The organism is Collimonas sp. GW821-FHT02H07, from assembly GCF_059421505.1.
This window is the reverse complement of record NZ_JBWKVC010000021.1, coordinates 34,515-58,194: the sequence shown is the minus strand read 5'-3', so window position 1 is coordinate 58,194 and position 23,680 is coordinate 34,515. Positions and strand designations below refer to the sequence as shown.

Here is a 23,680-nt window from a genome sequence, read left to right as displayed (position 1 = left end):
GCGCTATGAAAAGACGGCTGGTAATGCTCTGTCCTTTCTGGACTTCGTGCCTAAGTACATCAGAAAGAATTAATTGGTTGAACGACAACCGCAGTCAGTAAACGTCATACATGGAACGTAGATAGGAAAAGCAAATGAATATGAATGAAAAAATGAATACACACAGCTTGCAAGGGATTGATGCAGCCCGTCATCTACATCCGTTTGCCGACTATAGTTTGAAAGAAAAGCAAATTTCACGGGTCATGGTGAAGGGAGAGGGCGCTTATATCTGGGATTCGGAAGGCAATCGAATGCTGGATGGCATGGCTGGCCTGTGGTGCGTCAATGTCGGATATGGGCGCAAGAGTATTGCTGATGCAGTGCATGCGCAAATGATGCAATTGGCGTTCTACAACACCTTCTTCCACACCACTCATGTCCCGGCGGTCGAGCTGGCCGCGAAGCTCGTCGAGATTTCGCCTGAACAGTTCAACCATGTGTTCTTTTCTGGATCCGGTTCGGAAGGAAATGACACGGTTGTCCGTCTGGTTCGTCACTATTGGAACAAGAAGGGACATCCAGAACGTCAGGTTATTATCAGCCGCCTAAATGCCTATCACGGCAGCACGATGGCCGGCGCATCGCTAGGCGGTTGGCCCAGCATGCATAAGCAGGGTGGGTTGCCGATTCCAGGTATCGTCCATATCGGACAACCGTCGTACTTGGAAGGTGGCAGAGGCAAAACGCCAGAGGAATTCGGGCTGGAAGCGGCTTCGTGGCTGGAGAAAAAGATACTCGAACTCGGCCAAGAAAATGTCGCCGCATTCATCGGTGAGCCTGTACAGGGCGCCGGCGGCGTCATCGTTCCGCCTACGACCTACTGGCCAGAAATCCAGCGCATCTGCGATAAATATGGAATCCTGCTGGTTGCGGACGAGGTGATATGCGGGTTCGGGCGTCTCGGCCATTGGTTCGGTTCCGAATATTTCGGCATCCGGCCTGACTTGATCACTTTCGCAAAGGGGGTTACTTCCGGCTATGTCCCGCTCGGCGGTGTATTGGTCAGTGATCGCATCACTAGTACGCTCATCGAGAAGGGGGGCGAATTCAATCATGGGTTTACCTACTCGGGCCATCCGATAGGTTGCGTCGCAGCCTTGGAAAATATTCGGATTCTCGAAGAAGAAAAGTTGGTCGATCGCGTGCGTCTGGACAGCGGGCCGTATCTGCAGAAAAAATTCGAGGCGCTCGCAGCGCATCCGTTGGTGGGAAATGCGGAGGCTATAGGTTTCCTCGGTGGGATGAATCTGGTGCGGCACAAGGGCGCTACCGTGCATGACAACGTCCCGTTTGAGGCATCGCTCCACATAGGACCGATCTGCCGCGCCCATATGATCGACAGCGGCGTCATTATGCGGGCAATTCCCGGAGATCGTCTCGTGATATCGCCGCCATTGACGTTGACACACGCGGAAATCGATGAAATGATCAAATTGATTGTTTTAGGGCTTGATAAAACCGTGGAGGACCTGAAGCAGCGAAAATTGCTGTGAGCCGTAATAATAATTGGCCTTCGATTCGAACCTGCAGGAGACGAAAATGAATAACACGAACCGGGCGCAGAAGCTGCGAAATTATATGCGGCGCAGCCTGGCCAAAATGACCGTTACAGCGGCGTTCGCCGCTGCAACGGTTGTTACGATGCCGGCGATCGCTGCGGAGGAAAAGATTCTCAATCTTTTTAACTGGTCAGACTTTATCGCCGACGACACAATTAAGAATTTCGAGAAAGAGACTGGCATCAAGGTTCATCTCGATACCTACGACAGCAACGAAATACTGCATGCAAAGCTCAGCCTTAAATCGACTGGGTACGATATCGTGATACCAGCTGCGCACTGGGGAAGCATGCAAATCAAGGCTGGCCTGCTGCGAAAAATCAACAAAAGTAAATTGCCGAATTTATCAAATCTCGATCCCGCAATTGAGGCCCAACTGGCGAAGCTTGACCCTGGTAATGAATACCTGGTTCCCTGGCTTTGGGGTTACACCACTGTTGGCATCAATACTGCTAAGGTAAAGGCGGCGCTCGGAAATTTACCGATGCCGGTGAATCCATGGGACCTCGTGTTCGACGTCAAATACGTGTCGAAACTAAAGTCATGCGGTGTCTCCTTCCTCGATGCGCCATCCGACATTTTGCCGGCAGCGCTGGCGTATATCGGGAAAGATCCTTTCTCGACGAATAAAGCCGACTATGCAGAAGCCGGCCTCATGTTGGCAAAGGTCCGTCCGTACATCACCCTGTTCAGCACGACGAGCTACGTGGCCGACATGACCAACGGTTCATTGTGCGCGGCCATCGCATGGTCGGGTGATATGAACCTAGCTCGCCGGGATGCGCTCGAAGCAAAGAACGGCAACAACATTGTCGCCTTGATACCAAAAGCCGGTGGTGTACTGTTCTTCGATACCATGGCGATCCCCACGGATGCCCCTCATCCTGAAAATGCGCACCTATGGATGAACTACATCATGCGCCCGGAAGTGCAAGCGAATTTGACCAACAAGGTGCGCTATGCAAACCCAAATGCCGCCGGTCGTAAGTTTGTCCTCAAGGAATTGAATCAGGACAAAACGATATTCTTGACTGAGGAAGACATGAAGAACATGGTCGCGCCGAAAGTCTTGAGTACTGATCTACGCCGAACAGAAACCCGAGTGTTCGTGCAATTTAAATCCGGAAACTGATGATACGCGCTTTGCCACCCGCTGCGTGGCAAGTGCTCGATTAATCGTCCGTTCCTTCGTCCCAGTTCCAGATCTCCTTACCTTTTCCCGGATCGAGCTTGCCATGACGTTTGTTCCTCAATTAGCATTGCCAACTGACGTAGATCTTCCTACAGCTTCGAAAAACAATATCAATGTGGGACAACCGTTCCTTATAATAAATAATCTCGTCAAAGAATTTGGCGGGGTGAACGCGGTTGATAATGTGTCCATCACCGTCAACAAAGGCGAAATTTTTGCGCTGTTAGGAAGTTCCGGCTGCGGCAAGTCAACATTGTTGCGTATGCTTGCCGGTTTTGAAACGCCTACATCCGGACAAATTTTTCTTGCCGGTGAAAATATCATCGACCTCCCTCCGTACCGGCGTCCGATCAATATGATGTTCCAATCGTATGCATTGTTCCCGCATTTGTCGGTATGGGACAATATCGCTTTCGGCCTACGAAGGGACGGCATACCGAAAAAGCAAGTGGCGGAACGGGTTAACGATATGCTCGATCTCGTTCAGCTAAAAGACTATGCAAAACGCCGGCCGCATCAGTTATCCGGCGGTCAGCAACAGCGGGTCGCCTTGGCGCGCAGTCTGGCCAAACGACCGCAATTACTATTGCTGGATGAGCCATTGGGCGCGCTCGACAAGAAGCTGCGAGAACGCACGCAAATCGAATTGGTCAACATTCTCATGCAGGTCGGTGTCACTTGCGTCATGGTTACTCATGATCAGGAAGAGGCGATGAGTATGGCGTCGCGCATCGCAGTCATGAGCGAAGGCCATATCCAGCAAATCGGAAAACCTACCGAAATCTATGAGACACCGGACTGCCGATTTGTCGCGGACTTCATCGGCAACATCAATATGTTCGACGGATCATTGATCGAAGACGAGCCGGATCACGTTGTCATTGAATGTCAAGATTGCCGTCACTATGTTGGACACGGCATCACAGGAACGATTGGAATGGCAGTGTCGGTCGGCATTCGCCCGGAAAAAATTTCAGTAGGTTTTACGGTGCCTGCCGGTCCTGATAATTACGCGCAAGGGAAAATTCTCGAACTTTCTTACATGGGAAGTTACACCGTGTATCACTTGCTGCTGTCGAGCGGAATGATTCTGAAGGCCAGCGCCGCCAACACAGTGCGTAACGACGCGCACCGGCCGCAATGGGGAGATATGGTCTTTGCCAGCTGGAATAGCGACGCAATGGTCGTATTGACTCGATAAGGACTATGTTATGAAACAATATTTGATGCGGATACTGTTGTGGCGAACGATGCAGCTCGTCGCTTCTTCGCCCGCAACGCACATTGCACATAGCGGCGCCCGTCTCGCGTCCCGGTTGCGGCTTCCCACGGGGAGCGGCCGTCGATTCGTGATCGGCATGCCGTTTGTATGGCTCACGATTACCTTTCTACTACCCTTTCTGATCGTGTTCAAGATCAGTTTACTTGATACCGATGTCGGGGACCCCTTCGGCAGTTTGATGAGCTATGTTGACGGCATAGTCCACATCAAGCTAAAGGTAAGCAATTATCTTTTCATCCTTCAAGACAAACTGTACGTCTTGACCTATCTGCGATCTCTTAAGTACGCAGCGGTTACGACCATGACATGTCTGGTGATAGGGTACCCCTTTGCCTATTTGATGGCGCGCGCCAAAGAGACAATTCGGCCGATTCTGTTGATGCTCGTGATGCTGCCATTCTGGACTTCCTTCCTTCTGCGCATCTATGCGTGGAAAGGAATATTGGCAAACGATGGTTTACTTAATCACTTCCTTCTGTCAGTCGGTATCATCGACGCACCCCTGCACATGATGAACACCGTCGTCTCACTGATGATAGGAATGACGTACGCGTACCTGCCTTTTATGGTTCTTCCGCTGTATGCGAATTTGGTCAAATTGGATATCCGTTATCTGGAGGCCGCCGCAGATCTTGGTGCGACGCCGTGGTACACCTTTTTTCGCGTGACGATTCCGTTATCGAGGTCCGGCATAATCGCCGGATCGATGCTGGTATTCATTCCTTGCATCGGCGAATACGTGATTCCGGAACTGTTAGGGGGGCCGGAAACGCTCATGATCGGCCATGCGCTGTGGGATGAATTTTTCACCAATAACGACTGGTCACTAGCTTCCGCCGTTACGGTCTTCGTGATTTTGCTAATCCTGGTACCTATGGCATTTTTCAATAAATATAAGTCAGTGCAACGGGAGGATAGAGTATGAATCGATTTCGGATATTCGGCCGGGCATGGCTGTCAGCGAGTTACGCCTTTTTGTACCTTCCCATCGTAGTCTTGATCGTATTTTCATTCAACGATTCGCGCCGAAGCATGATATGGCACGGATTCACCCTGCATTGGTATCAGGAACTTGCAAATGACGTCGAAATAATCAGCGGTTTCGGATTGTCGCTGCGAATTGCGCTGATGACAGCCTGTTCTTCGGTGGTGCTCGGCACTTTTGCCGCGTTCGTGTTGACCCGGTATTGCCGTTTCACCGGTCGCACGCTGTTTAGCGGCATGGTCAGCGCGCCGCTGGTGATGCCTGAAGTGGTCATAGGCCTTTCTTTGCTGTTAATGCTGGTGTCGGTGCAAAGGGTGTTCGGATATCCGCACCCCGGGTTATTGACGATGTGGATCGGCCATACCTTGCTCGGCATCGCCTATGCAACCGTCGTCATACAGTCCCGCTTGCAAGAGATGAGCAAATCCTACGAAGAAGCCGCCATGGATCTGGGCTGCCGTCCGCATCAGGTGTTCTTCTTAGTGACACTGCCCAACATCACTCACGCGCTCACGGCGGCCTGGTTACTGACGTTTACGTTGTCGCTAGATGACGTCGTATTGTCCGAATTCTTGACCGGCCCCGGTTATTCGACAATGCCGATCATCATATTTTCACGTGCGCGCCTGGGACTTGATCCGCGCGTCAATGCCATCGCGACGTTGACGATTTTGTTTGTCAGTGTCGGGGTGATTCTGTCGAGCATCTATCTCGCGCGTAATGAACGCTTGCGCCAAAAGCAAATTTCCATGGCGTTTCAAGTCGGAGCGACGGGTTGAGAGTCGTTTGAAGGGATCGGAAAAAACGATGCACGCGGCGACACTTCATTCGAATAAGGGAAATGGTTCGACTTTCAATTGCAATAGAACCTTGTTGTAAGTGATAGACCGTGCTGGCAATCCATCGTTACTCATCACGTCTATTGTATGTAGCTCACAAACTTTCAGGAGAATGTCATGCTGGTCGGTGTGCCTAAAGAGATCAAGAATCATGAATACCGTGTCGGGTTGACGCCTGCCAGCGTGCGCGAGTTGACATCGCGCGGTCACCAGGTCATTGTGCAAAAGAATGCGGGCGCCTCGATCGGCTTGTCGGACGACGACTATGTCGCGGCTGGTGCTACGATGCTGGACTCGGCCCGGGAAGTCTTCGCGCTTGCGGACATGATCGTCAAAGTCAAGGAACCGCAGCCCGAAGAATGTGCAATGTTGCGCGACGGTCAGATACTCTATACGTATCTGCATTTGGCGCCCGATCCCGAGCAAACCGCGGCGCTGATTCGCTCAGGGGCCATTTGTTTCGCCTACGAGACAATTACGGGCGCGGGCGGCGGCCTACCTTTGCTGGCGCCGATGAGCGAGGTGGCTGGCCGCATGGCGATACAGGCAGGCGCGACGCATTTGGAAAAATCCAAAGGCGGCATGGGTATGCTGCTAGGCGGCGTGCCCGGCGTGGCACCCGGCCATGTGGTGATTATCGGTGCAGGCGTGGTTGGCACGAATGCCTTGCAAATGGCCGTGGGACTCGGCGCGCGCATAACGGTGCTGGACAAGAGTGTAGATCGTCTGCGGCAACTTGACCTGATTTTTGGCAATCGCATTGCGACTCTGTATTCCAATACTCAAACGATAGAGGAGTCGGTCCTGCAAGCGGATCTGGTGATCGGCGGTGTGCTGGTTCCCGGCGCGGCGGCTCCCAAGTTGGTGACGCGCAACATGATTGCGCGCATGCAGGCCGGCGCGGTGGTGGTGGATGTCGCAATTGATCAGGGCGGTTGTTTTGAAACATCGCACGCAACGACTCACGCCGACCCCACTTTTATCGTCGATGGTGTCGTGCATTACTGCGTCGCCAATATGCCCGGTGCGGTCGCACGCACTTCAACCTTCGCGCTTAATAACGCGACCATAGGACACGCGATCGATTTGGCCGGTAAAGGATGGAAACAGGCTTGCCGCGACAATGTGCACCTGAAGAACGGGTTGAATGTATGCCACGGCAAGGTGACGTATGCAGCGGTTGCATGTGAGCTTGGCTATGAATACGTATCGACGGAAACTGTCCTTCAATGATTAGCCAAGGGCAATGATTGGGCAAAGGATCGGCCAATTATCTGATTGAACGTACGAATTAACCTAATCCGGATATTTCACCCTAACGTGGGATGATCAAATATCCGGGCTATGGTCTGAACGCAGTCGGAGGGAAATTTTATGAGTTCGACGATTTACGGTGATGGAGCGATTCGTTGCACATCACTATATGGCGTTTCGTTTGAAAACACCTTTGCGGGCGTTCTCAGCTTCATGCGGCGCAATTATAGCCGGGACTTGACCGGGGTCGATGTGGCCGTGTCCGGCATTCCGCTCGACCTGGCAACGACCTTTCGTCCTGGTGCAAGGCTCGGGCCGGCAGCAATACGGGCCGCGAGCGTGCAAATGTCCAATCTGCTTCCATATCCATGGGGCTTCGACCCGTTTCAAGATCTAGCCGTAGTCGATTATGGCGATTGTTGGATCGACTCGCACAATCCACTGTCGATTCCCGCAGCCATCGTCGAGCATGCACGCACCATTCTTGCGAGCGGCGCGAAAATGCTGACTTTTGGCGGCGATCATTTCGTTACCTACCCGCTCTTGAAAGCCCATGCGGAAAAATATGGCAAACCGCTCTCGCTCATCCACTTCGATGCGCACTGCGACACCTGGCCTGACGATAACCCCGATTCCCTAAATCATGGCACCATGTTCTACAAGGCTGTGAAGGAGGGACTGATCGACCCGGCCATGTCCGTCCAGATAGGAATGCGCACATGGAATGACGATTTCATGGCTTTTAACGTCATCGATGCATCGTGGGTGCATGCTAACGGTGTGCAAGCGACGCTGCAAAGGATTTTGGCTATCGTGGGCAACCGCCCGACATATCTGACCTTCGACGTTGATTGCCTTGATCCGGCGTTCGCTCCTGGGACGGGCACGCCGGTTCCCGGCGGGCTCAGTACGGCTCAGGCGCTTTCGATCATACGCGGAATGGAGCCGGTCAATCTCATCGGCATGGATGTGGTTGAAGTATCGCCTCCGTTCGATCAGAGCGAAATCACGGCATTGGCCGCAGCGCATATTGGCGTCGATCTGTTATGCGTTTAGCGCAATCAGAAACTGGCCGCGCGCAAATTTACCTGACATCGCGGTGAAACAATTGGAAATTTCGAAGAAATGGGTATGAAAAAACCGACATTTCAAGCATTGTCGCAATTTGTCCCAAAAATCGGTCTCACAAGCAATATGTGGAAATGAATGGATAATTCTTCCGGATAATTTTGGTGTCGATGTATGCCGCGCAATATTGCGAAAATATTCGGTTGGGAGAGTTTCACTATTCTGGAAATCAGTAACAGAATCATATTAGCCATTTGTTTTCATTAATCTCTCAATGAATGCGGAGATGTTCTTTCCAGATTCAGCACCGCTCACCTTACCGGCCCTACCTGAGGTGAGATCGCACTCAAATGTTGCCCAGAATTTCGATGTACTTTTAGATCTAAGGGCACGAGGCGAGGTCTCCGGGGATAGAAAAGCTGCGGTTCCAATAATACTTTGAGCTTGGGCACAGTGGTTTTGGTTCGGTATTCGAAAGTCGGAAATCCGCCGCCAACTTCAGACGTTTGTGCTTTCGTTGAAGCGGTCACTCGAACGTCAGCTTACCCCCAAGTAACTGACGCTGGCTCAGCCACGACGAATCTTCACGTCGAAATAAGTTCGATCGCGCGCTCAGCGAGCGGTGACACGTAACCATCATCTCTTAGCACCAGACCTAGGGTCTGCTGGCCGCGCAACACCGGGGTGTTAATGCGCCGCAGCCTACCAGCCCAGCCTTCCTCAAAATTTCGATGCCAAGGTACAAGCGTGAATAGGTCAGTGGCCGCTACTGTTTCAAGAATCGTGTTCCAGGAATTGGATTCGAGCGTGACATGATGGGGGGCTTCGGCCGCTTGCCGCCCGGCGCCAAGAGTTTTCGGATCAGCGCGAACGTAGGGGCAACCGTCAGCTGGCGTGCCCTGGAAAATTCGACGATCAGTCGCGCGGGCTCACTTCCCGACTTTGGTTCGTGATGCCAAGTTTTCATATTGAACGATGTTTTTTTAAGTCGCGGGGAAACTTGCAAATGAAAATCGACGCGTAATTTATAGAGCTTTCATTGCTGTTACTACATGACCTATCGGGATTCATTCCGCAGGAAGATTGTGGCTGCCGATCAGGAAAAATCTTGCTTGATCAGTCTGCGTTTCCCAGGCGGGAGGCTGTGGCTGGCCCTCTCCGCCTTAAAACGAAGATGTTGTTTTATCGGCGCTTCACGAACTTGTCAGGATTTTCTCAGGATGCCGTCAGGATTGGCGAATATGCTCAGCACCGATGCTCACTGGTGCTAGCCGTTGACCGGCATGACTTCCGCTGTCAGCCAGATTCCTGCTTCTATGTTGCTTGCACGGCTGGTGGTTTTCCGCCCCTGTGAGACATCGCTGCTCCACCTCAAAAACGCTTAAGAGCATCCTGAGAAGCTTGCTCATGCTGCTCATGTGCAGTCATAAAACGATAGCGCTAGTACACCTACCGGATCCGGCAATCAAGGAAGCGTGTACTAGTTCCGAGGATAGGTATTTCAGCCAAAAATTTGAAAAGAAAAAACATGACTCGCATCAAAAAAAGCTCTTGTAAGGCAGCAGTGCCGGACGCCATTGCCGCATCTGACATCACTAAACCGGCCGACCTGGCCATCATTTTAAAAGGAATCGTCTGGACGGAATTGGCGTTGCTGGCAGCATTTTCCGTACCGGTATTCGCGCAAAGCCAGCCTGTTGCCAGTGCACCTATCTCAACGGCCATTGACAGTGCGCCTGCATCTGCTGGCCAGGCTGCCGCGCCTGCGGGCCCAGCTTACGTCAACGCCGCCACGGCGGCGCCGGGCAGCGAGTCCGCTCCAATCAACCGGGTCGAAGTGACAGGTTCCATGATCCGCAGTGCAGACAAGACCGAATTCAATCAGGTCCAGGTAGTGAAGGCGACCGAAATCCAGGACAGCGGCGCCAGGACAGTGGCGGATTACCTGCGTCAGATGAGCGTCAACTCGGGCAGCAGCTATAGCGAGAGTACGGTGCTCAACCAGTCGCCCGGCGCCACGGGTGTCGCGCTGCGCGGCCTGAGCGTAAAATACACTCTGATGCTGGTGGACGGTCAGCGCGTCGCACCGTACGCCTTTCCTTCCGGAGGCACCGACACATTCTCCGATCTCAATACCTTACCGCTGAACATGATCGACCGCATCGAGATCGTCAAAACTGGCGCGGTGTCGCAGTACGGTTCGGATGCTATCGCCGGAGTGGTTAATGTCATCACGAAGAAGCGCTACCAGGGCCTGCAGGTTGACGGCAACCTGGGCGGGGCGCAGCAAGGCGGCCAGGGTACGAGCAACTTCGGTGTGCTGGGTGGCTTCGGCGATCTGAATGTAGATCGTTTTAATGTCACCAGCGCGTTTAGCTATCTGCGCGAGAGCGGCGTTTCGATGGCACAGCGAGACATTACGAAAAACGAGAATTACCTCGGGTTGAGCGGCGGCTTCTTCGCCCAGCCTAGTTCATTCTGGACGACACCGGATGGTCCACAGGCGTTGAGTACCTGCGGGCCCGGAGCGCAGGTTAGCTCGGCGGAAAATAGTCTGCAGACGAAAGCCCCGGGCACAGTCTGCTCGCAGAATGGCGCCAGCGCACAATCGCTGGCGGCGCAGGTCGAACGCACCAGTCTAAAAGTGCACGCGGATTTCAGGATCAGCGATAAGGTTCAGGCTTTCGCCGATATATGGGGCAGCCACAACAGCACCAGGCTGTCGTCGGGATTAGCCGGTTTCGGCCCCAACGCGCTGGTGTCATCGCTTTACTACACGCCGGGTGTGGGCTTTGCACCGTTCGCGCCGACTGTCGGCGGCAATTCCTTGTCCTATTATTTCCCTACCGCTCAGGCTGTCAACACCACCTCCAATTTCTATCGTATTTCATCAGGACTCAAAGGCTCGTTCAGCAGTGCGAATCTCGGCGACTGGGACTGGGCGGCATCCTACGGACACTCTGAAAGTGATGTGACCAATGCGTATACCAACCAGATCAATGCATCGGTGGTGCAGAACTATCTCAACAGCGTAACGATGAACACCTTCAACCCGGCGGCGTTGAACACCTTGCCGGGACTCTTTGGCACATCCAGCCCCACCGCCAGGTCGAAACTTGATACGCTGGACGCAACCGTTTCGACCGCGAACCTGTATAAAATGCCTGCCGGCGACGTCGGCTTCGGATTCGGTGCGCAATTTCAGCATCAGAGCGAATACGTCGGTTCTGGCTCTACCGACTTTGTGAACCCGATTACGCTGGCGGTCAACGGCCGGCGCAATATCGCTGCGGCATACTACCAGCTCGACATTCCGCTGCTCAGCAGCTTGTCGTTCAGCCAGTCGGGCCGCTATGACCACTACAACGACTTCGGCGGCGTATTTTCGCCTCGCTTTGCACTGCGCTTCCAGCCGTTGCGATCGCTGACCATGTACGCTTCCTATGACCGTGGATTCCGCGCACCGACGCTGCTTGAGCTCGATGCAAAAGGGAGCGTGACCTACCAGGTCGTCAACAACCAGAACGTGAATGAGTATTTTATCGGCAACCCAAACCTGCAGCCTGAGCGCACCAAGAATTACAACCTTGGGTTCCAGTGGTCGCCGAGCCGTAACACGGATTTCGGTCTGGACTGGTACCGGATCGACGTCAACAACGTGATCACTCAGGTGAATATCCAGTCTTTGGTTGACGCCAATCCAGGACAGCCCGTCTATTCGCTGCCCTATGCGAACATTGCATCCCTGAATACAGAAGGCTTTGAAGCCACTTTCAGGCAAGCGCTGCCAACCAGGATTGGAACCTTTATCTTGGCGGGCGACTGGGCCTACGTGTGGCATTTCCGGATGTCCGGAATCACTCCACCCGACTTTGCGGGCAACAACGGCGCGAACAATACGGTGTTCGGCGGTGCTCTGCCTCGCTGGAAAGGCAATACCAGCCTGAGCTGGGCAAACAGGCAATGGACCACCACGCTGACCTGGCAATACACTGGCCCTTATCAGCAGGTGATTAACATCCCCGGCGCAAGTGCTGCCTCATACAGCCAGTTCAATCTGTCGGCCAGCTATGCCAGGTCCAAGCATTGGAAGCTGTATGCGAGCATCAACAATATCTTCAACCGCGCGCCGCCTTATGACCCGGTATGGACCTCTACCTACCGCGGCTACTACGATCCGTCGTTGTACACGCACATCGGCCGTTACGCCCAGATCGGCGCGACGTACACGTTCTGATGCACCAGCCCGTTAGCTAGGGTGAGTCGCTCCGGCTGGCTATGATGGCCACGCCGGAACGACATTCGGGCCTATGTAAATTCGACGCATAATCTAGTCAGCATTATTGGAAAATGTGCTCGCTAACAAGTAGAAAAAGAAAGATCTTAAAGGTACGTCGTTGATGCTCGGCTACCAGCGCATCGCCAACCCTGCCTACAATGCAGCTCGTGGCCCAGTGAACGTCGGTACAGTGCGACTACACGCAGAATTCTAAGTTGAATCATCATGGCCAAAAATTCTACTGTAAAGAAACTCTACACCGATTTTTGCGCTGTCCTTGATGATGTGCATGTTCGCGATATCCACGCGTTTTCGGTTCGACCCGCATCAATGACCATGGCCAGCGCCATACCTGGTGGAGAAAATTCAAGACCCTGCTGGCGATCCTCGGCTCCGGACTTTTTGTCATGGTATCCGCCTGCGGTGAAGGAAATAGCACAGGCTCTGTCCCGTCAATGCCGACACTCCTGATACGAATTCCTCCCACGAAAAAGCATCAGTTGAAAATGGAATTTTCTTAAGTACATCTTTAGCCCGGCAATTCTCGCCTGCTCAAAAGTGCTCAAGTTGAGCGTTCTTCACACGGCCTTCATGTTTCTTTCAGGATTTTGACAGGATCGTCCGATATGCTCCGAAGATCTCCTACCGGTGCTTCATTTCGATTCTATGATTCCTTCAATCTCCAAATTCTCGGTGTGATGCCGCTCCCGCTGTTTGCCAAGGCGTGGCCAGCCGCGCGAGCACAGGACACCGTTGTGTTATATCGGCGGCTTTCGTACTGGATCGATTATGCGGCAGTAGCTTACGCGCCTTGCAATACGATGTAGAAGCACTAAACGCCCAACTGCTGGCGGAACGTGCCGCACCTCACAGCCTGGAGATTTCCTGCAAATCGGTAGAACTGGGAGCCAGCACTCCGCAGACCTTGTTGACCGCCTAGCAAACTTATCAACAGGCGGTTATCAATCTGGCGCAGGCGCAAGCGGCACGTTTTGCCGATAACCGCGGCTTTGTTTCAGGCGCTGGGCGGCGGCTGGTGGAATCGACTAGAAGACCAAACAAAGGCGATGGCGGACAAGATGCCTAGTGTGCTGAATTTCAATCGAAGTCATAGTCAAAATTTTTTTATGCTGACTTTATAAGCCGATTTTTATTAAAAATATTTTCGTTTAACGATTAACACTCATGAAAAGACGAGCATTGTAAATGAGCCATGTTTTAGCACATCAACCATACACGCAAGAGGTTCGATCATGCGTTTTCTGGTAATCGAGGATGACAGCGATAGAGCTCGTTACATTTGTAACGGGCTGGAAGAAAATGGGTATACGGTCGCCTGGTGTGGTAACGGCACTACTGGCTTGAGCCGTGCTACAAGCGAGCAATGGGATTTAATTATCCTCGACCGAATGCTCCCAGATATAAATGACGGGCTGGCCATTATCAATGCAATCAGAGATGTCGGCAAAGTCACCCCAGTCCTAATCCTGAGTGCATTAGCTAGCCTGGATGAGCGTGTGCACGGGCTACGCATTGGCGGGGATGACTATCTCGTCAAGCCATTTGCGTTCGCAGAGCTACTGGCGCGGTGCGAGGCGCTGTTGCGGCGTGTCGGTGGGCGGGACGAGTCGCAGGAACTATGGGTGGCGGACTTGAGACTAGATTTGAGAACGCGGCGCGCAGATCGGGCCAGTCAACCGATTGCACTACCGCCCAGAGAATTTCGGCTACTTGAATATCTGGTTCGGCAACAAGGGCAGGTTGTCACTCGCTCAATGTTGCTTGAGTCCGTGTGGGACTATCACTTCGATCCGGAAACGAATGTGATTGATGTCCAAATCAGTCGCTTGCGCAATAAAATAGACAAGAATTTTTCCTTGCCGCTGCTACATACAGTACGCGGTGTTGGCTTCATGCTAGGTATTCGTGGATAAATTTTGGAATTCGGCGGCGTTTCGTTTGTCGCTTATCTGCGGCGGACTGGTCGTGGCATCTGTGATTTTTTTGTCGTTAGTTTTTTATTTCGGGACTGTCGAGGTGTTGAAAAATAAGGTCGACGACAAAATAATTTCGATCATGGGGCGGCTCACACAGCACGGCGAGCTGGACGATTCCAGTAAGTTTGGAAAAAAAATTGAGAAAATTCTTAACGATGGTGTCGACTCAGATACTGAGATTTATTTACTCGCGGATGTGTCGGGGAAAAAGATCGTGGGCAATATCCTGATAGGGAGTCTTTCGACCAAACCTCTCGATCGTCTGATTGAACTAGATGTAGTCCGAGGCGGAAGGCCGACTTTCGGCCGGATGATGTTGCACAAATTGTCGGATGGATCACTACTGGTGGTGGGGCGTGATCTAAGTGATATAGCAGAAATCAATGCGCTCATTTGGCGCGCCATCAGCATCGGCGGATTACTAGTTTTGATGCTCTCCGTGGGGATAGCCATCTTCTTTCGCTTTCGTATAGAAAGCAATCTGCGGGCAATCCGCAATGCGGCGTTGGAAATCGAAGCTGGTAATTTGAGTCGACGCATCCTGGTGGTCGGTGTGGGTGACGAATTCGCTCGGTTGAGTCACGACTTCAATCGTATGCTAGACCGAATCGAAGTCTTGATGGATGGTGTTCGCCATGTCTCCAATACCATTGCGCACAATTTGCGCACCCCGCTCGACCGAATCCGATCCCATCTCGAGGAAGCATTGCTGGTCAAACCTGGCGAGAAAAGGTTGATGGCAGCGAGCAGTTTTGCGATCGAACAGATTGACGGATTGATTGGCTTGCTTGACAAGTTGCTACAGCTCGCCGAGACGGAGTCTGGGATGCGGCGCCAAATCTTTGAAGCTGTGCCACTGCGAGCGGTGGTGACGAACATCGTTGAACTTTATGATGCAGTTGTAGAAGAAGAGGGAGGGGCGTTGGTCGCGGAAATCGAAGGTAATCCAACCATTCTCGGCGACAAGGAATTGTTAGCAAGCATATTGGCCAATCTGCTCGACAACGCATTGAAGTACGCAGGACGTCCCGTCACGATCGGTGTGCATGTAACTCAACAAGGAAATAGCGTTACCGTGTTGCTTCATGATAGTGGCCCTGGCATTCCGCTAAAGGAGCGAACAAACGTTCTGCAACGTTTTTATCGTCTCGATCATAACCAAAATGGCAGCGGGATCGGTCTCGCCATCGTCGCGTCCATCGTTAATCTTCATGGCGGCACGCTCCATCTGGAAGATGCTGCACCTGGTCTTTTAGTGCGCATGGTGTTCCCTGCGGTCGACGGCGAAGTCTAACCAAATCGTAATGTTTTGTTGGTATTACGAATAGGTTCGCAACGTTAGAATATGTGTCGAGATTTCCGTCTGGAAAATATGTTATCTAGAATTGCATCGGCAGAAAGACCGATGCAATTCATGCTGGCTAACGCTTATAAATTACTTAGTTTCACGGATCGCGTGACTGCAAAAAAATGCCAATTCGCTCTTTGTTTTTTGGACCAACTAGTCTATCGAGATATGAGGCCCAGATGCTTGGGCCGATGGCGATACCTGCTCCGGACGTCCAATCAATCTTAGCTATTTTCCCTGTCCCTCAACGCGGGCAATTTAGTAGTCCATTTCTTCTCCGGAAATTACCGGCCAGACAGCCTCGCATTGCGGGATTCACGTTGATTGAACTTTTGATCACGATCGCTATAGCCGCGATTTTGATGGCGCTTGCCGTGCCGTCCTTCACACCCATGGTGCTGAATAATCGTCTGTCAGCACATACGAATGTTTTTGTGAATTCATTGAATTACGCTCGATCCACCGCGCTCACTCAAAATCTCAATGCTAAGGTCTGTCCATTAGGTGCTACCGGATCTGTCGCGTGTGGTACGAACTGGGGCTCAGGATGGATCGTCACAACTGCGCCCGCTACGGGCGCTGGGGTTCTTCTGCAAAGCTATCAAGCCGGGCCGCGCGATCCTGTGCTGTCAGCTGTCGCATCTAATGGGGTAACAGCGTCAAGCATTATCTTCGATCCTCGTGGGCTCGCTACGACCCAGTCCAATTTCAAAATCTGCGATAGCCGCGGCGCCGACTTTGCGCGCTCGCTGCAAGTAGTTGCCACGGGGGCCGTTCAACAAGGGCCCAGCCCGGGCCAGGCGGTATGGGGGGGCGCGGTCAGCTGCCCTTAAGTGAGACATAATGAATCAGAAAAAATATTCTAGTCAGCGCTCGGGATTTGCTTTGTTGGAAGTGATGATCGCGGTTGTCGTATTAGCTTTTGGCATGCTGGGTATAGCGAGTTTGTTAATGGTAGCCCATAAATCCAATAGCTCGAGCTATATCAAGCAGCAAGCGGTGCAGTCCGCCTACGATATCATCGATCGCATTCGCGCTAATCGGCAAATCGCTGTTGACGGCGGCTATGCGGCTAATAACATTGCTGCTGCCGGTCCCTTAGCGGCGGCCTCTCCCGATTGCAGTACGACTGCCTGTAGCCCAAGCCAATTGGCAACATACGACGTTTGGTATTGGCTTGCCAGGGACCTCGCTCAGTTGCCAAACGGTAGCGGCTCAATTGTTACTGGTGCAACGCCGACCGGTACCAATACGCTTTTGACCGTGACGGTGCAATGGGATGACAGCCCGGCACAACACAAACTCGATGCAGCGAGCCAGGCACAGGCGTCCAAACCCAGTCTTGTGCAGTTTGCCGTGCAGACACTCTTATGAAGACTATACACAAAGCATTGCGCGGATTTTCTTTGGTAGAGCTGATGGTGGCAATGGCCTTAGGGCTGTTCGTGAGCGCTGCAATCATCGGAGTTTATCTGGCGCAAACACAGATGTATAAATCTACCGTATCGCAGGTCGCCATTCAAAGTGCAGAAAATGCCATTGCTGCATTGGTGACACCAGTCGTGCGTTCCGCCGGATTTAACGGTTGTTCATCAGTGACGCAGTCTGTTTCGAATTTGAACGCTGGAGGTCCGCCACCACTAGGCACGCTGGCTTCGGCCGCAAGTCTGTTGTTCGGTTATGACGCGATAGGAACCGCTGGCAGTGGTAGTTCATTGACCATCACGCAGAATAACAGTACGAATAGTGTCAACACCGGTGACTGGTCGCCTGCACTCGATACTACGCTGGCCGGCAATGTCCAGGCGGGCAGTGATGTTCTTGTTTTACTTGGTGCAGTGCCAGGTACCAGTCCTGTAGGCGTCACGTCGATCGCAGCTGGTAACAACACGATGACATTACAAAACGCGGGCGGCCTCAGCGCAGGTCAATTCGGCATTGTTTCCGACTGCTTGAAGGCAAGTGTTTTTCAAATCACGTCAGTCTCTGCGGATACGATTACTCACGAGGCCGGCAGCGATGCGATGACCAATAGCAGCGCTGCGTTAGCAGTGAACTACGCTGTTGGTTCACAGTTTGTTCCGCTTCAACAGACCGCATTTTACGTGGCTCAAGGGCAGGGAGGTCAGAGTACTCTTATTCGTGCGACTTACAGTCGCGGCACATGGGCGGCACAACCTTTGGTGCCGGGCGTCGAATCGATGCAAGTTTTGTATGGGATCGGCACAAATAGTATCGTTACTCAATATGTTGCCGCTAGCGCGGTGACAGACTGGACCAAGGTCTACGCTATACGTCTTGGTTTTCTGATCCAGGGGCAGGTGGGATCGAGTACCACGAATAACGTTGCTTCCAGGCAGTTCACGGTTCTGGGCACCACCATCACGGTCCCCGCGGATGGGCGTTTGCGGCATGTTTATGAAATGACTGTCAATACGAGAAATGCGGTATGAAAACTCGCTTGCCCCAATTCCTTCCGTTACGAGCCCAGCGCGGCGCAGTGTTGCTGATCACTATTATGCTGGTATTGATGTTAACCATTGTTGGAATCAGTCTGGTGGCATTGAATAGTACCCAGACAAGGGTTGCGACAAACAGCGCCGATGTTCAAATCGCATTTCAGACTGCAGAGGGTGCGCTTAACCAGGCGCAAAGCAATATCCTCGCCGGCAGCTATCCAATCAGTAGTTTTTTGGCCAACAACAACGGCCTATATGTATTTAATCCCGTCAACGCTCCTTTATCGACGAGTGTCAATTGGGGTAGTACCAGTGCGGTCATCGAGAGCTTCCAGGGCGGCTCAAAGGCCCCGGCAGCATACATCATCGAACTTCTCCCATCGGTCGTTCTACCGGGGCAGAGTTTCAAGACCCCGACTCGGGTGCTGCGAGTCACTGCGCGTGCGGTCGGCCCCAGTGGGGGAGCACCAGTGATGCTGCAGACTACCGTACAAATCCAGCAATAAGTTTGCAGTAATCGCCAGGAAATAGAAGAACAAATCATGAAGCAACCGCCAAAAAACAGGATTAACTTGCCGCGCGTTTCCATCATTGGGGCGCTGGTAGCAGTCGTCATATTAGTTGTAGCATCGGTGTCCGTTCTTCTTTCAGCACACGCTGGGGCGAGCTTAGTTTTACCGATTTCCCAAGTACCATTGACCGTTTCGACATCGGTACATCCCCAGATATTGATCGCCATGGGCAACTCGGAATCCATGGATGGAACTTTAAGTGGCGCGATTATGACCGGCTCAGGTAATTTGTCGAACAGGTTGACATCACTCAGTGGTTCCAGCTCTCCAGCAGCCTACGCTGTACCAACGGGGTTTACTCCCCCACTTCAAACGGCGGATAGCGCGGGAAACGCGCCTTATACGGTCAGTCATGATGGCAATCTGGCCGACAATGGTGCAAGTCGTCTGAACATCGCCAAAGCTGGGATACAAGCGATTATTCAAGCTTACATGCAAAATACCGACTTCGCGCTTGCGACGTACGATACTAGCGGCACCAGTCTCTACTCAACGTGGGTGTACTACATGTCCCCAGTCGCGGGTGATTTTACGTTCACGAATACGCAAACAAGTGGTAATCGTTATGTCGCGAATCCATGTTATGGGTACACGACCGCATCATCCGATGTCAAAAGGAATTGCAATTCAATTGCCCGATCCGGCTTATACACCTCGTCCGCCGTATCGTCTTCGGCTTATATGCAGATTGGCGCGTCCAGTGACGATGCGAATATCAACGACGTCTTATATACAAGTTCCGGAGCGGGCATTTACATAAATTACGGCCAGATATCTCCCAGTACACCTTACCCGCCAAATTATTCACTGGCGAACTACAATAACAACTCCATCACTATTACCTACGCCAGCAGTGTACCGTCTGCGGGCCAACAGGCTTCGCCTACTAACGCGGGATTTGTGCCGTATTCACCTCAAGTCATGTATGCGCAAAGGGGATTTGGTTATGGCGGAAGCCAGTCCTCGAACTCTGGCAACGTGCTGGTTCCGATCACTACAGCCGGCGCCACTCCTACCACGAGCTCGATAACGACTGCTGTCAACAAATTTTTGCCTTACCTGGCACCGGAAACGAACAGCTTGCAAACAGGTGAAATCAAAGCTGTAGCCGGGCAAGCGCCAACCGCAGGATTGCTAGCGAAGGCGCAAAGCTATCTTGCTTCAGTGGCGGCGTCCAACACCGGCTGTACACCAAAGCAATATGTGGTACTCATTTCTGACGGTTTGCCAACCCAGGATTTGAACGGAGCCTCCTGGCCGCCGCTGGGCAGCGCAGCGGCTCAAGGGTACGGCCTGACCGCGACGTTCAATGCCGACGGTTCTTTGAATACGACTAACGACCAAGCTTTGACCGATACGATTACCAACCTCACTAATCTGAAGAGCGCTGGTATTAAAACCTACGTCATAGGTTTAGGTGCCGGTGTCGATCCGACCATCAACCCGCAGGCAGCAGCTACATTGCAAGCGATGGCGATCGCTGGTGGTACCGCAAATTACTACCCAGCCAGCAGCCCAAGTGCATTGGTTACCAATCTCAATACTATTCTCATCTCGGTCCAAAACGGGTCGCTATCGACGACGGCGGCTGCCGTGAACTCGACTACCTTGCAGAATGGCAGCGTAGAATATCAATCGAATTTCACCTCAAGCGACACACCGTACCAAGACTGGACAGGAAATTTAATCGAAAAGGCACTTAATCCTGCTACCGGGGTGCCTACTGGTTCAGCACTATGGTCAGCACAGGCCCTATTGGACTCTCAAACGAGCCGGATTATTACAACTTGGAATACGGATATCAATAGCGGCAGCGGTGGCGGCGCTCCGTTTGAATGGGCAAATTTAAGCGCTACCCAGCAAAATTTGCTGCAATCCGCCGATACTCAGGGCCAGAATCGGCTCGGATATTTACGTGGTAATACGGCCGTGGAACAGCGCAATGGCGGTAGCTTTCGCAATCGATCCCATATCCTAGGAGATATCGTCGATAGCCAGCCGCACTACGTTGGAGCGCCATCGGCAACTTATTTGTCTTCGAGTTACCTCGCTTTTGCGCGTGCTCAAGCTGCGCGACCGCCGATGTTATATGTGGGAGCCAACGATGGCATGTTGCACGCTTTCAACGCTAACACCGGTGCCGAGCAATTTGCTTTTGTGCCGAATGCCGTTTTTGCGAATCTGCAAGCCCTTACTGCTCCGTTGTACAACCAGAACCATCGTTTTTTTGTTGATGGATCTCCACAAAGTGGAGACGTCCAGTTCAACGACGGCGTTTGGCACACCCTACTGGTCGGCGGCGAGGGTGCGGGGGGGAAAAGTATTTATGCGATGGATGTAACCAACCCCAAATCACTTATTTCCGAATCTGCGGTAGCCAGTTCGGTTCTATGGGAGTTTAGCGATACCGACATGGGGCTAAGTTATAGCGAGCCGCAGATTGCGCCAGTCGCCGTGGCACCCGGTTTTGGTGTCTTCTTCGGTAATGGCTACAACAGTTCGAACAACAAGGCAATCTTATACACAATAAATCCGCAGACAGGACAGACCATCAGCAAAATTGACTTGTGCGCTGCCGTCACGAACACGGCCTCAGCGAACGCTTGCAATAGTACTTTGCCGCAGGGCCTATCGACTGTGGCCATCGGCAATTCAGATGGTCTTCAAGGGCAACCCATCACGCAGATCTATGCGGGAGATTTGCAAGGAAACCTGTGGGCAATCGATGTTGGCAATTCTGATACAACGAAGTGGTCAGTGCGCCTGTTATTTCAGGCTCGCGATGTCGACGGCATTATTCAAGCAATCACCACACCGCCACTAGTAACCCTCCATCCAAATTACCCGCGTTTGCAAGGCCAATTCATCATGTTTGGCACTGGTCAATTATTGACATCAACCGATCTGACTAGCCAACAAAAGCAGACTGTTTATGGCATTTGGGATAAACCTGGAAATACAGCCGTGTCGGCTCGCAGCAATCTTCAATCCCAGACGCTTGCGTTGGTGACTGCGGCGTCATCCAGATTGCCGCAGGATGTGCTGACGGCTACGAGAAATACGATCAATTGGACCACGCAGTTAGGCTGGTATGCCGATCTTACCTCGGCCGGTCAGCGTATCGTCACGACGCCGCAGTTGCTCCATGGCGCATTTCTAACGTCGTTAAATACCCCGCCGGCTGCCAATTCCTGTAGCGCTGGTTTTACATCGATGCTTCTCGAATTGAATTTTCAGACCGGCGGTGCATTCAGTCAGCCCCAACTCAACGTCACTGGCAGCGGCGTCATTAATGCGAATGATGCTTTGAACGGCACTAATCCTGTGGGCATTGGGCTGGGAACAGGGTTTTCCAGCACTCCGACTCCCATAGGTCCCAACAAAAAAAATCAAATCGTCAAACTGGTTACGATGTCAGGAGGGCAGCAGGTGTCCGTTATTGATCCCAACAATACACCACGGCGTCTGACGTGGTGGCAACTTCAATAAGATTTATACAATGTATCTATTCCGCTTGCAGAGTCGGTCTCACCGCGGGTTTACGCTAATCGAATTAATGATAGTTGTGGCGATTGTAGGTATCCTTGCCGCTGTTGCATATCCATCCTATCAAGCGTATGTCCTCAGGTCGCACCGTGCCGATGCATTGACGACACTGTCACAAAATCAAGTAATCTTGGAGCGTTGCTATGCGCAGAATTTTGCATATAGTCAGGCTTGTGAGTCACTTCTAACGTCAGTCTCCCCGCAGGGATACTACACCGTCACGTTGACCAATCGGACTGCAACGACTTACACGCTCACCGCTACCCCCATCGGGGTTCAAGCTAAGGATACCCAATGTGCCGCTCTGGTCATTGACCAAGCGAATCAGAAATCGGCAACAGACGCTAATGGCACCTTGCAAACCCTGTGCTGGAATCCCTAAAAAATCACCGTTTCCTAGGAGGCCTTCATAAAAAATTGGACGGCGGTCGTCAATACTTCGACGTCGACTTTGTTCTTAATGAGGCTAATCACGGTCAATGAAACAGCTAAGCATGCCATGGTTTGCAAAATCGAATAAGCAGGAGCTAATGTGAGCAATCGACGACGGACTTCAGGTCATGCGTCAAAATGGCGGCTGCAAAACCGTGTTCGAAAATCACAAATTCACGTCCAGTTTCTTGCTTGTTAAATTGTGGGGTGGTTAACCATCACCCGACCGTCGTCAGTCAAGGCTCCGATCCTGGCGATTGCTTGGTTCTCACGTCCGATTTCAGCCGTGCGGAAAACGCTCTCATCAAGTGCCGTGCTCTACGTCGGACGGGCGAGCGAGGGGCCGGTAAGACAGTATGGAAATAGTTGTGCCAGCGCTACGGGGTGTAGGTGGGTCTCAATCATTGGTTTTGGAGTGATTGACCGTTAGCACGCTGGCGGCGGTTCCAAAGGTGAGGGAGGCGTAGACGGTGTGTGTCGGCGACGGTTCGCTCGACACGGCACGCCGTGCAGGCTTGCAGAGAAATGCCCAGCCAGGCGTTGGTATGGTTTTGACGGCATGAAAATTGCGCCAGAAAACTCGTCCTATACATTTATGTGCAGGGCCATCCGACCAACCGGAAGCCGCGATGAGGCCCTTGCAATGTTCCGCACGCAGCACATGACTTTCAAATGCGTATTGAAGTAAATTATATTTAAGTCGGTCGACCGGTTTTTCGTTGACTTTATTTTTTTAATGTTTATTATCGTATTTAGTCGGTCGACCGACAAATTGATGATGTAAAAAAAAGAACCGTAATTACAATACGGCGAACGTTGATGCGAG

17 protein-coding genes are annotated in these 23,680 nt (G+C 52.2%); 16 read left to right on the top strand and 1 reads right to left on the bottom strand.

What is annotated here, in order from left to right:
* Positions 1-140: 140 nt before the first annotated feature.
* From AC07V8_RS23730 to speB, 7 genes are all read left to right on the top strand, one after another.
* On the top strand, positions 141-1,535 hold the full coding sequence (locus AC07V8_RS23730; protein ID WP_494680652.1) for an aspartate aminotransferase family protein: 1,395 nt from the start codon (positions 141-143) through the stop codon (positions 1,533-1,535).
* Positions 1,536-1,581: 46 nt separating this feature from the next.
* Positions 1,582-2,733 (top strand): extracellular solute-binding protein, encoded by a 1,152-nt coding sequence (locus tag AC07V8_RS23725; protein WP_494680614.1) that lies wholly within the window; start codon positions 1,582-1,584, stop codon positions 2,731-2,733.
* A gap of 103 nt (positions 2,734-2,836) precedes the next feature.
* On the top strand, positions 2,837-3,994 hold the full coding sequence (locus tag AC07V8_RS23720; protein ID WP_494680615.1) for an ABC transporter ATP-binding protein: 1,158 nt from the start codon (positions 2,837-2,839) through the stop codon (positions 3,992-3,994).
* 10 nt (positions 3,995-4,004) lie between these two features.
* Positions 4,005-5,000, top strand: coding sequence for an ABC transporter permease subunit (locus AC07V8_RS23715; RefSeq protein WP_494680616.1), 996 nt, complete (start codon positions 4,005-4,007; stop codon positions 4,998-5,000).
* Complete coding sequence (locus AC07V8_RS23710; protein ID WP_494680617.1) at positions 4,997-5,839, top strand: ABC transporter permease; 843 nt, start codon at positions 4,997-4,999, stop codon at positions 5,837-5,839. Before AC07V8_RS23715 ends, AC07V8_RS23710 begins: the two co-directional genes overlap by 4 nt.
* 177 nt (positions 5,840-6,016) lie before the next feature.
* On the top strand, positions 6,017-7,132 hold the full coding sequence (gene ald / locus AC07V8_RS23705) for an alanine dehydrogenase (protein WP_494680618.1): 1,116 nt from the start codon (positions 6,017-6,019) through the stop codon (positions 7,130-7,132).
* Positions 7,133-7,273: 141 nt separating this feature from the next.
* Complete coding sequence (gene speB / locus AC07V8_RS23700; RefSeq protein ID WP_494680619.1) at positions 7,274-8,209, top strand: agmatinase; 936 nt, start codon at positions 7,274-7,276, stop codon at positions 8,207-8,209.
* Positions 8,210-8,805: 596 nt separating this feature from the next.
* Here the strand turns inward: speB and AC07V8_RS23695 are convergent.
* Positions 8,806-9,129 carry a LysR substrate-binding domain-containing protein gene (locus AC07V8_RS23695; RefSeq protein ID WP_494680653.1) on the bottom strand — a complete coding sequence of 108 codons (324 nt, stop codon included), beginning with the start codon at positions 9,127-9,129 and terminating at the stop codon, positions 8,806-8,808.
* Between the two features lie 620 nt (positions 9,130-9,749).
* Between AC07V8_RS23695 and AC07V8_RS23690 the strand changes: the two genes are divergently transcribed.
* From AC07V8_RS23690 to AC07V8_RS23650, 9 genes are all read left to right on the top strand, one after another.
* The gene (locus AC07V8_RS23690; RefSeq protein ID WP_494680620.1) at positions 9,750-12,458 is read left to right on the top strand and encodes a TonB-dependent receptor; all 2,709 of its coding nucleotides are present in this window, start codon (positions 9,750-9,752) and stop codon (positions 12,456-12,458) included.
* A 1,295-nt stretch (positions 12,459-13,753) separates the two neighbouring features.
* The gene (locus AC07V8_RS23685; protein WP_494680621.1) at positions 13,754-14,434 is read left to right on the top strand and encodes a winged helix-turn-helix domain-containing protein; all 681 of its coding nucleotides are present in this window, start codon (positions 13,754-13,756) and stop codon (positions 14,432-14,434) included.
* A complete protein-coding gene (locus tag AC07V8_RS23680) occupies positions 14,427-15,791 on the top strand; it encodes a sensor histidine kinase (RefSeq protein WP_494680622.1) in 1,365 nt (454 codons plus the stop codon). Before AC07V8_RS23685 ends, AC07V8_RS23680 begins: the two co-directional genes overlap by 8 nt.
* A gap of 176 nt (positions 15,792-15,967) precedes the next feature.
* Positions 15,968-16,678, top strand: a complete 711-nt coding sequence (locus AC07V8_RS23675) for a GspH/FimT family pseudopilin (RefSeq protein WP_494721501.1) — start codon at positions 15,968-15,970, stop codon at positions 16,676-16,678.
* Between the two features lie 10 nt (positions 16,679-16,688).
* Positions 16,689-17,219 (top strand): type IV pilus modification protein PilV, encoded by a 531-nt coding sequence (gene pilV, locus AC07V8_RS23670; protein ID WP_494680623.1) that lies wholly within the window; start codon positions 16,689-16,691, stop codon positions 17,217-17,219.
* On the top strand, positions 17,216-18,298 hold the full coding sequence (locus AC07V8_RS23665) for a PilW family protein (RefSeq protein ID WP_494680624.1): 1,083 nt from the start codon (positions 17,216-17,218) through the stop codon (positions 18,296-18,298). The genes pilV and AC07V8_RS23665 overlap by 4 nt, the downstream gene beginning before the upstream one ends.
* The gene (locus AC07V8_RS23660; protein ID WP_494680625.1) at positions 18,295-18,810 is read left to right on the top strand and encodes a pilus assembly PilX family protein; all 516 of its coding nucleotides are present in this window, start codon (positions 18,295-18,297) and stop codon (positions 18,808-18,810) included. Before AC07V8_RS23665 ends, AC07V8_RS23660 begins: the two co-directional genes overlap by 4 nt.
* A gap of 36 nt (positions 18,811-18,846) precedes the next feature.
* Positions 18,847-22,365 carry a pilus assembly protein gene (locus AC07V8_RS23655; protein ID WP_494680626.1) on the top strand — a complete coding sequence of 1,173 codons (3,519 nt, stop codon included), beginning with the start codon at positions 18,847-18,849 and terminating at the stop codon, positions 22,363-22,365.
* A gap of 10 nt (positions 22,366-22,375) precedes the next feature.
* Positions 22,376-22,804: a type IV pilin protein gene (locus tag AC07V8_RS23650; protein ID WP_494721500.1), complete on the top strand. Its 429-nt coding sequence runs from the start codon at positions 22,376-22,378 to the stop codon at positions 22,802-22,804.
* Positions 22,805-23,680 lie beyond the last annotated feature (876 nt).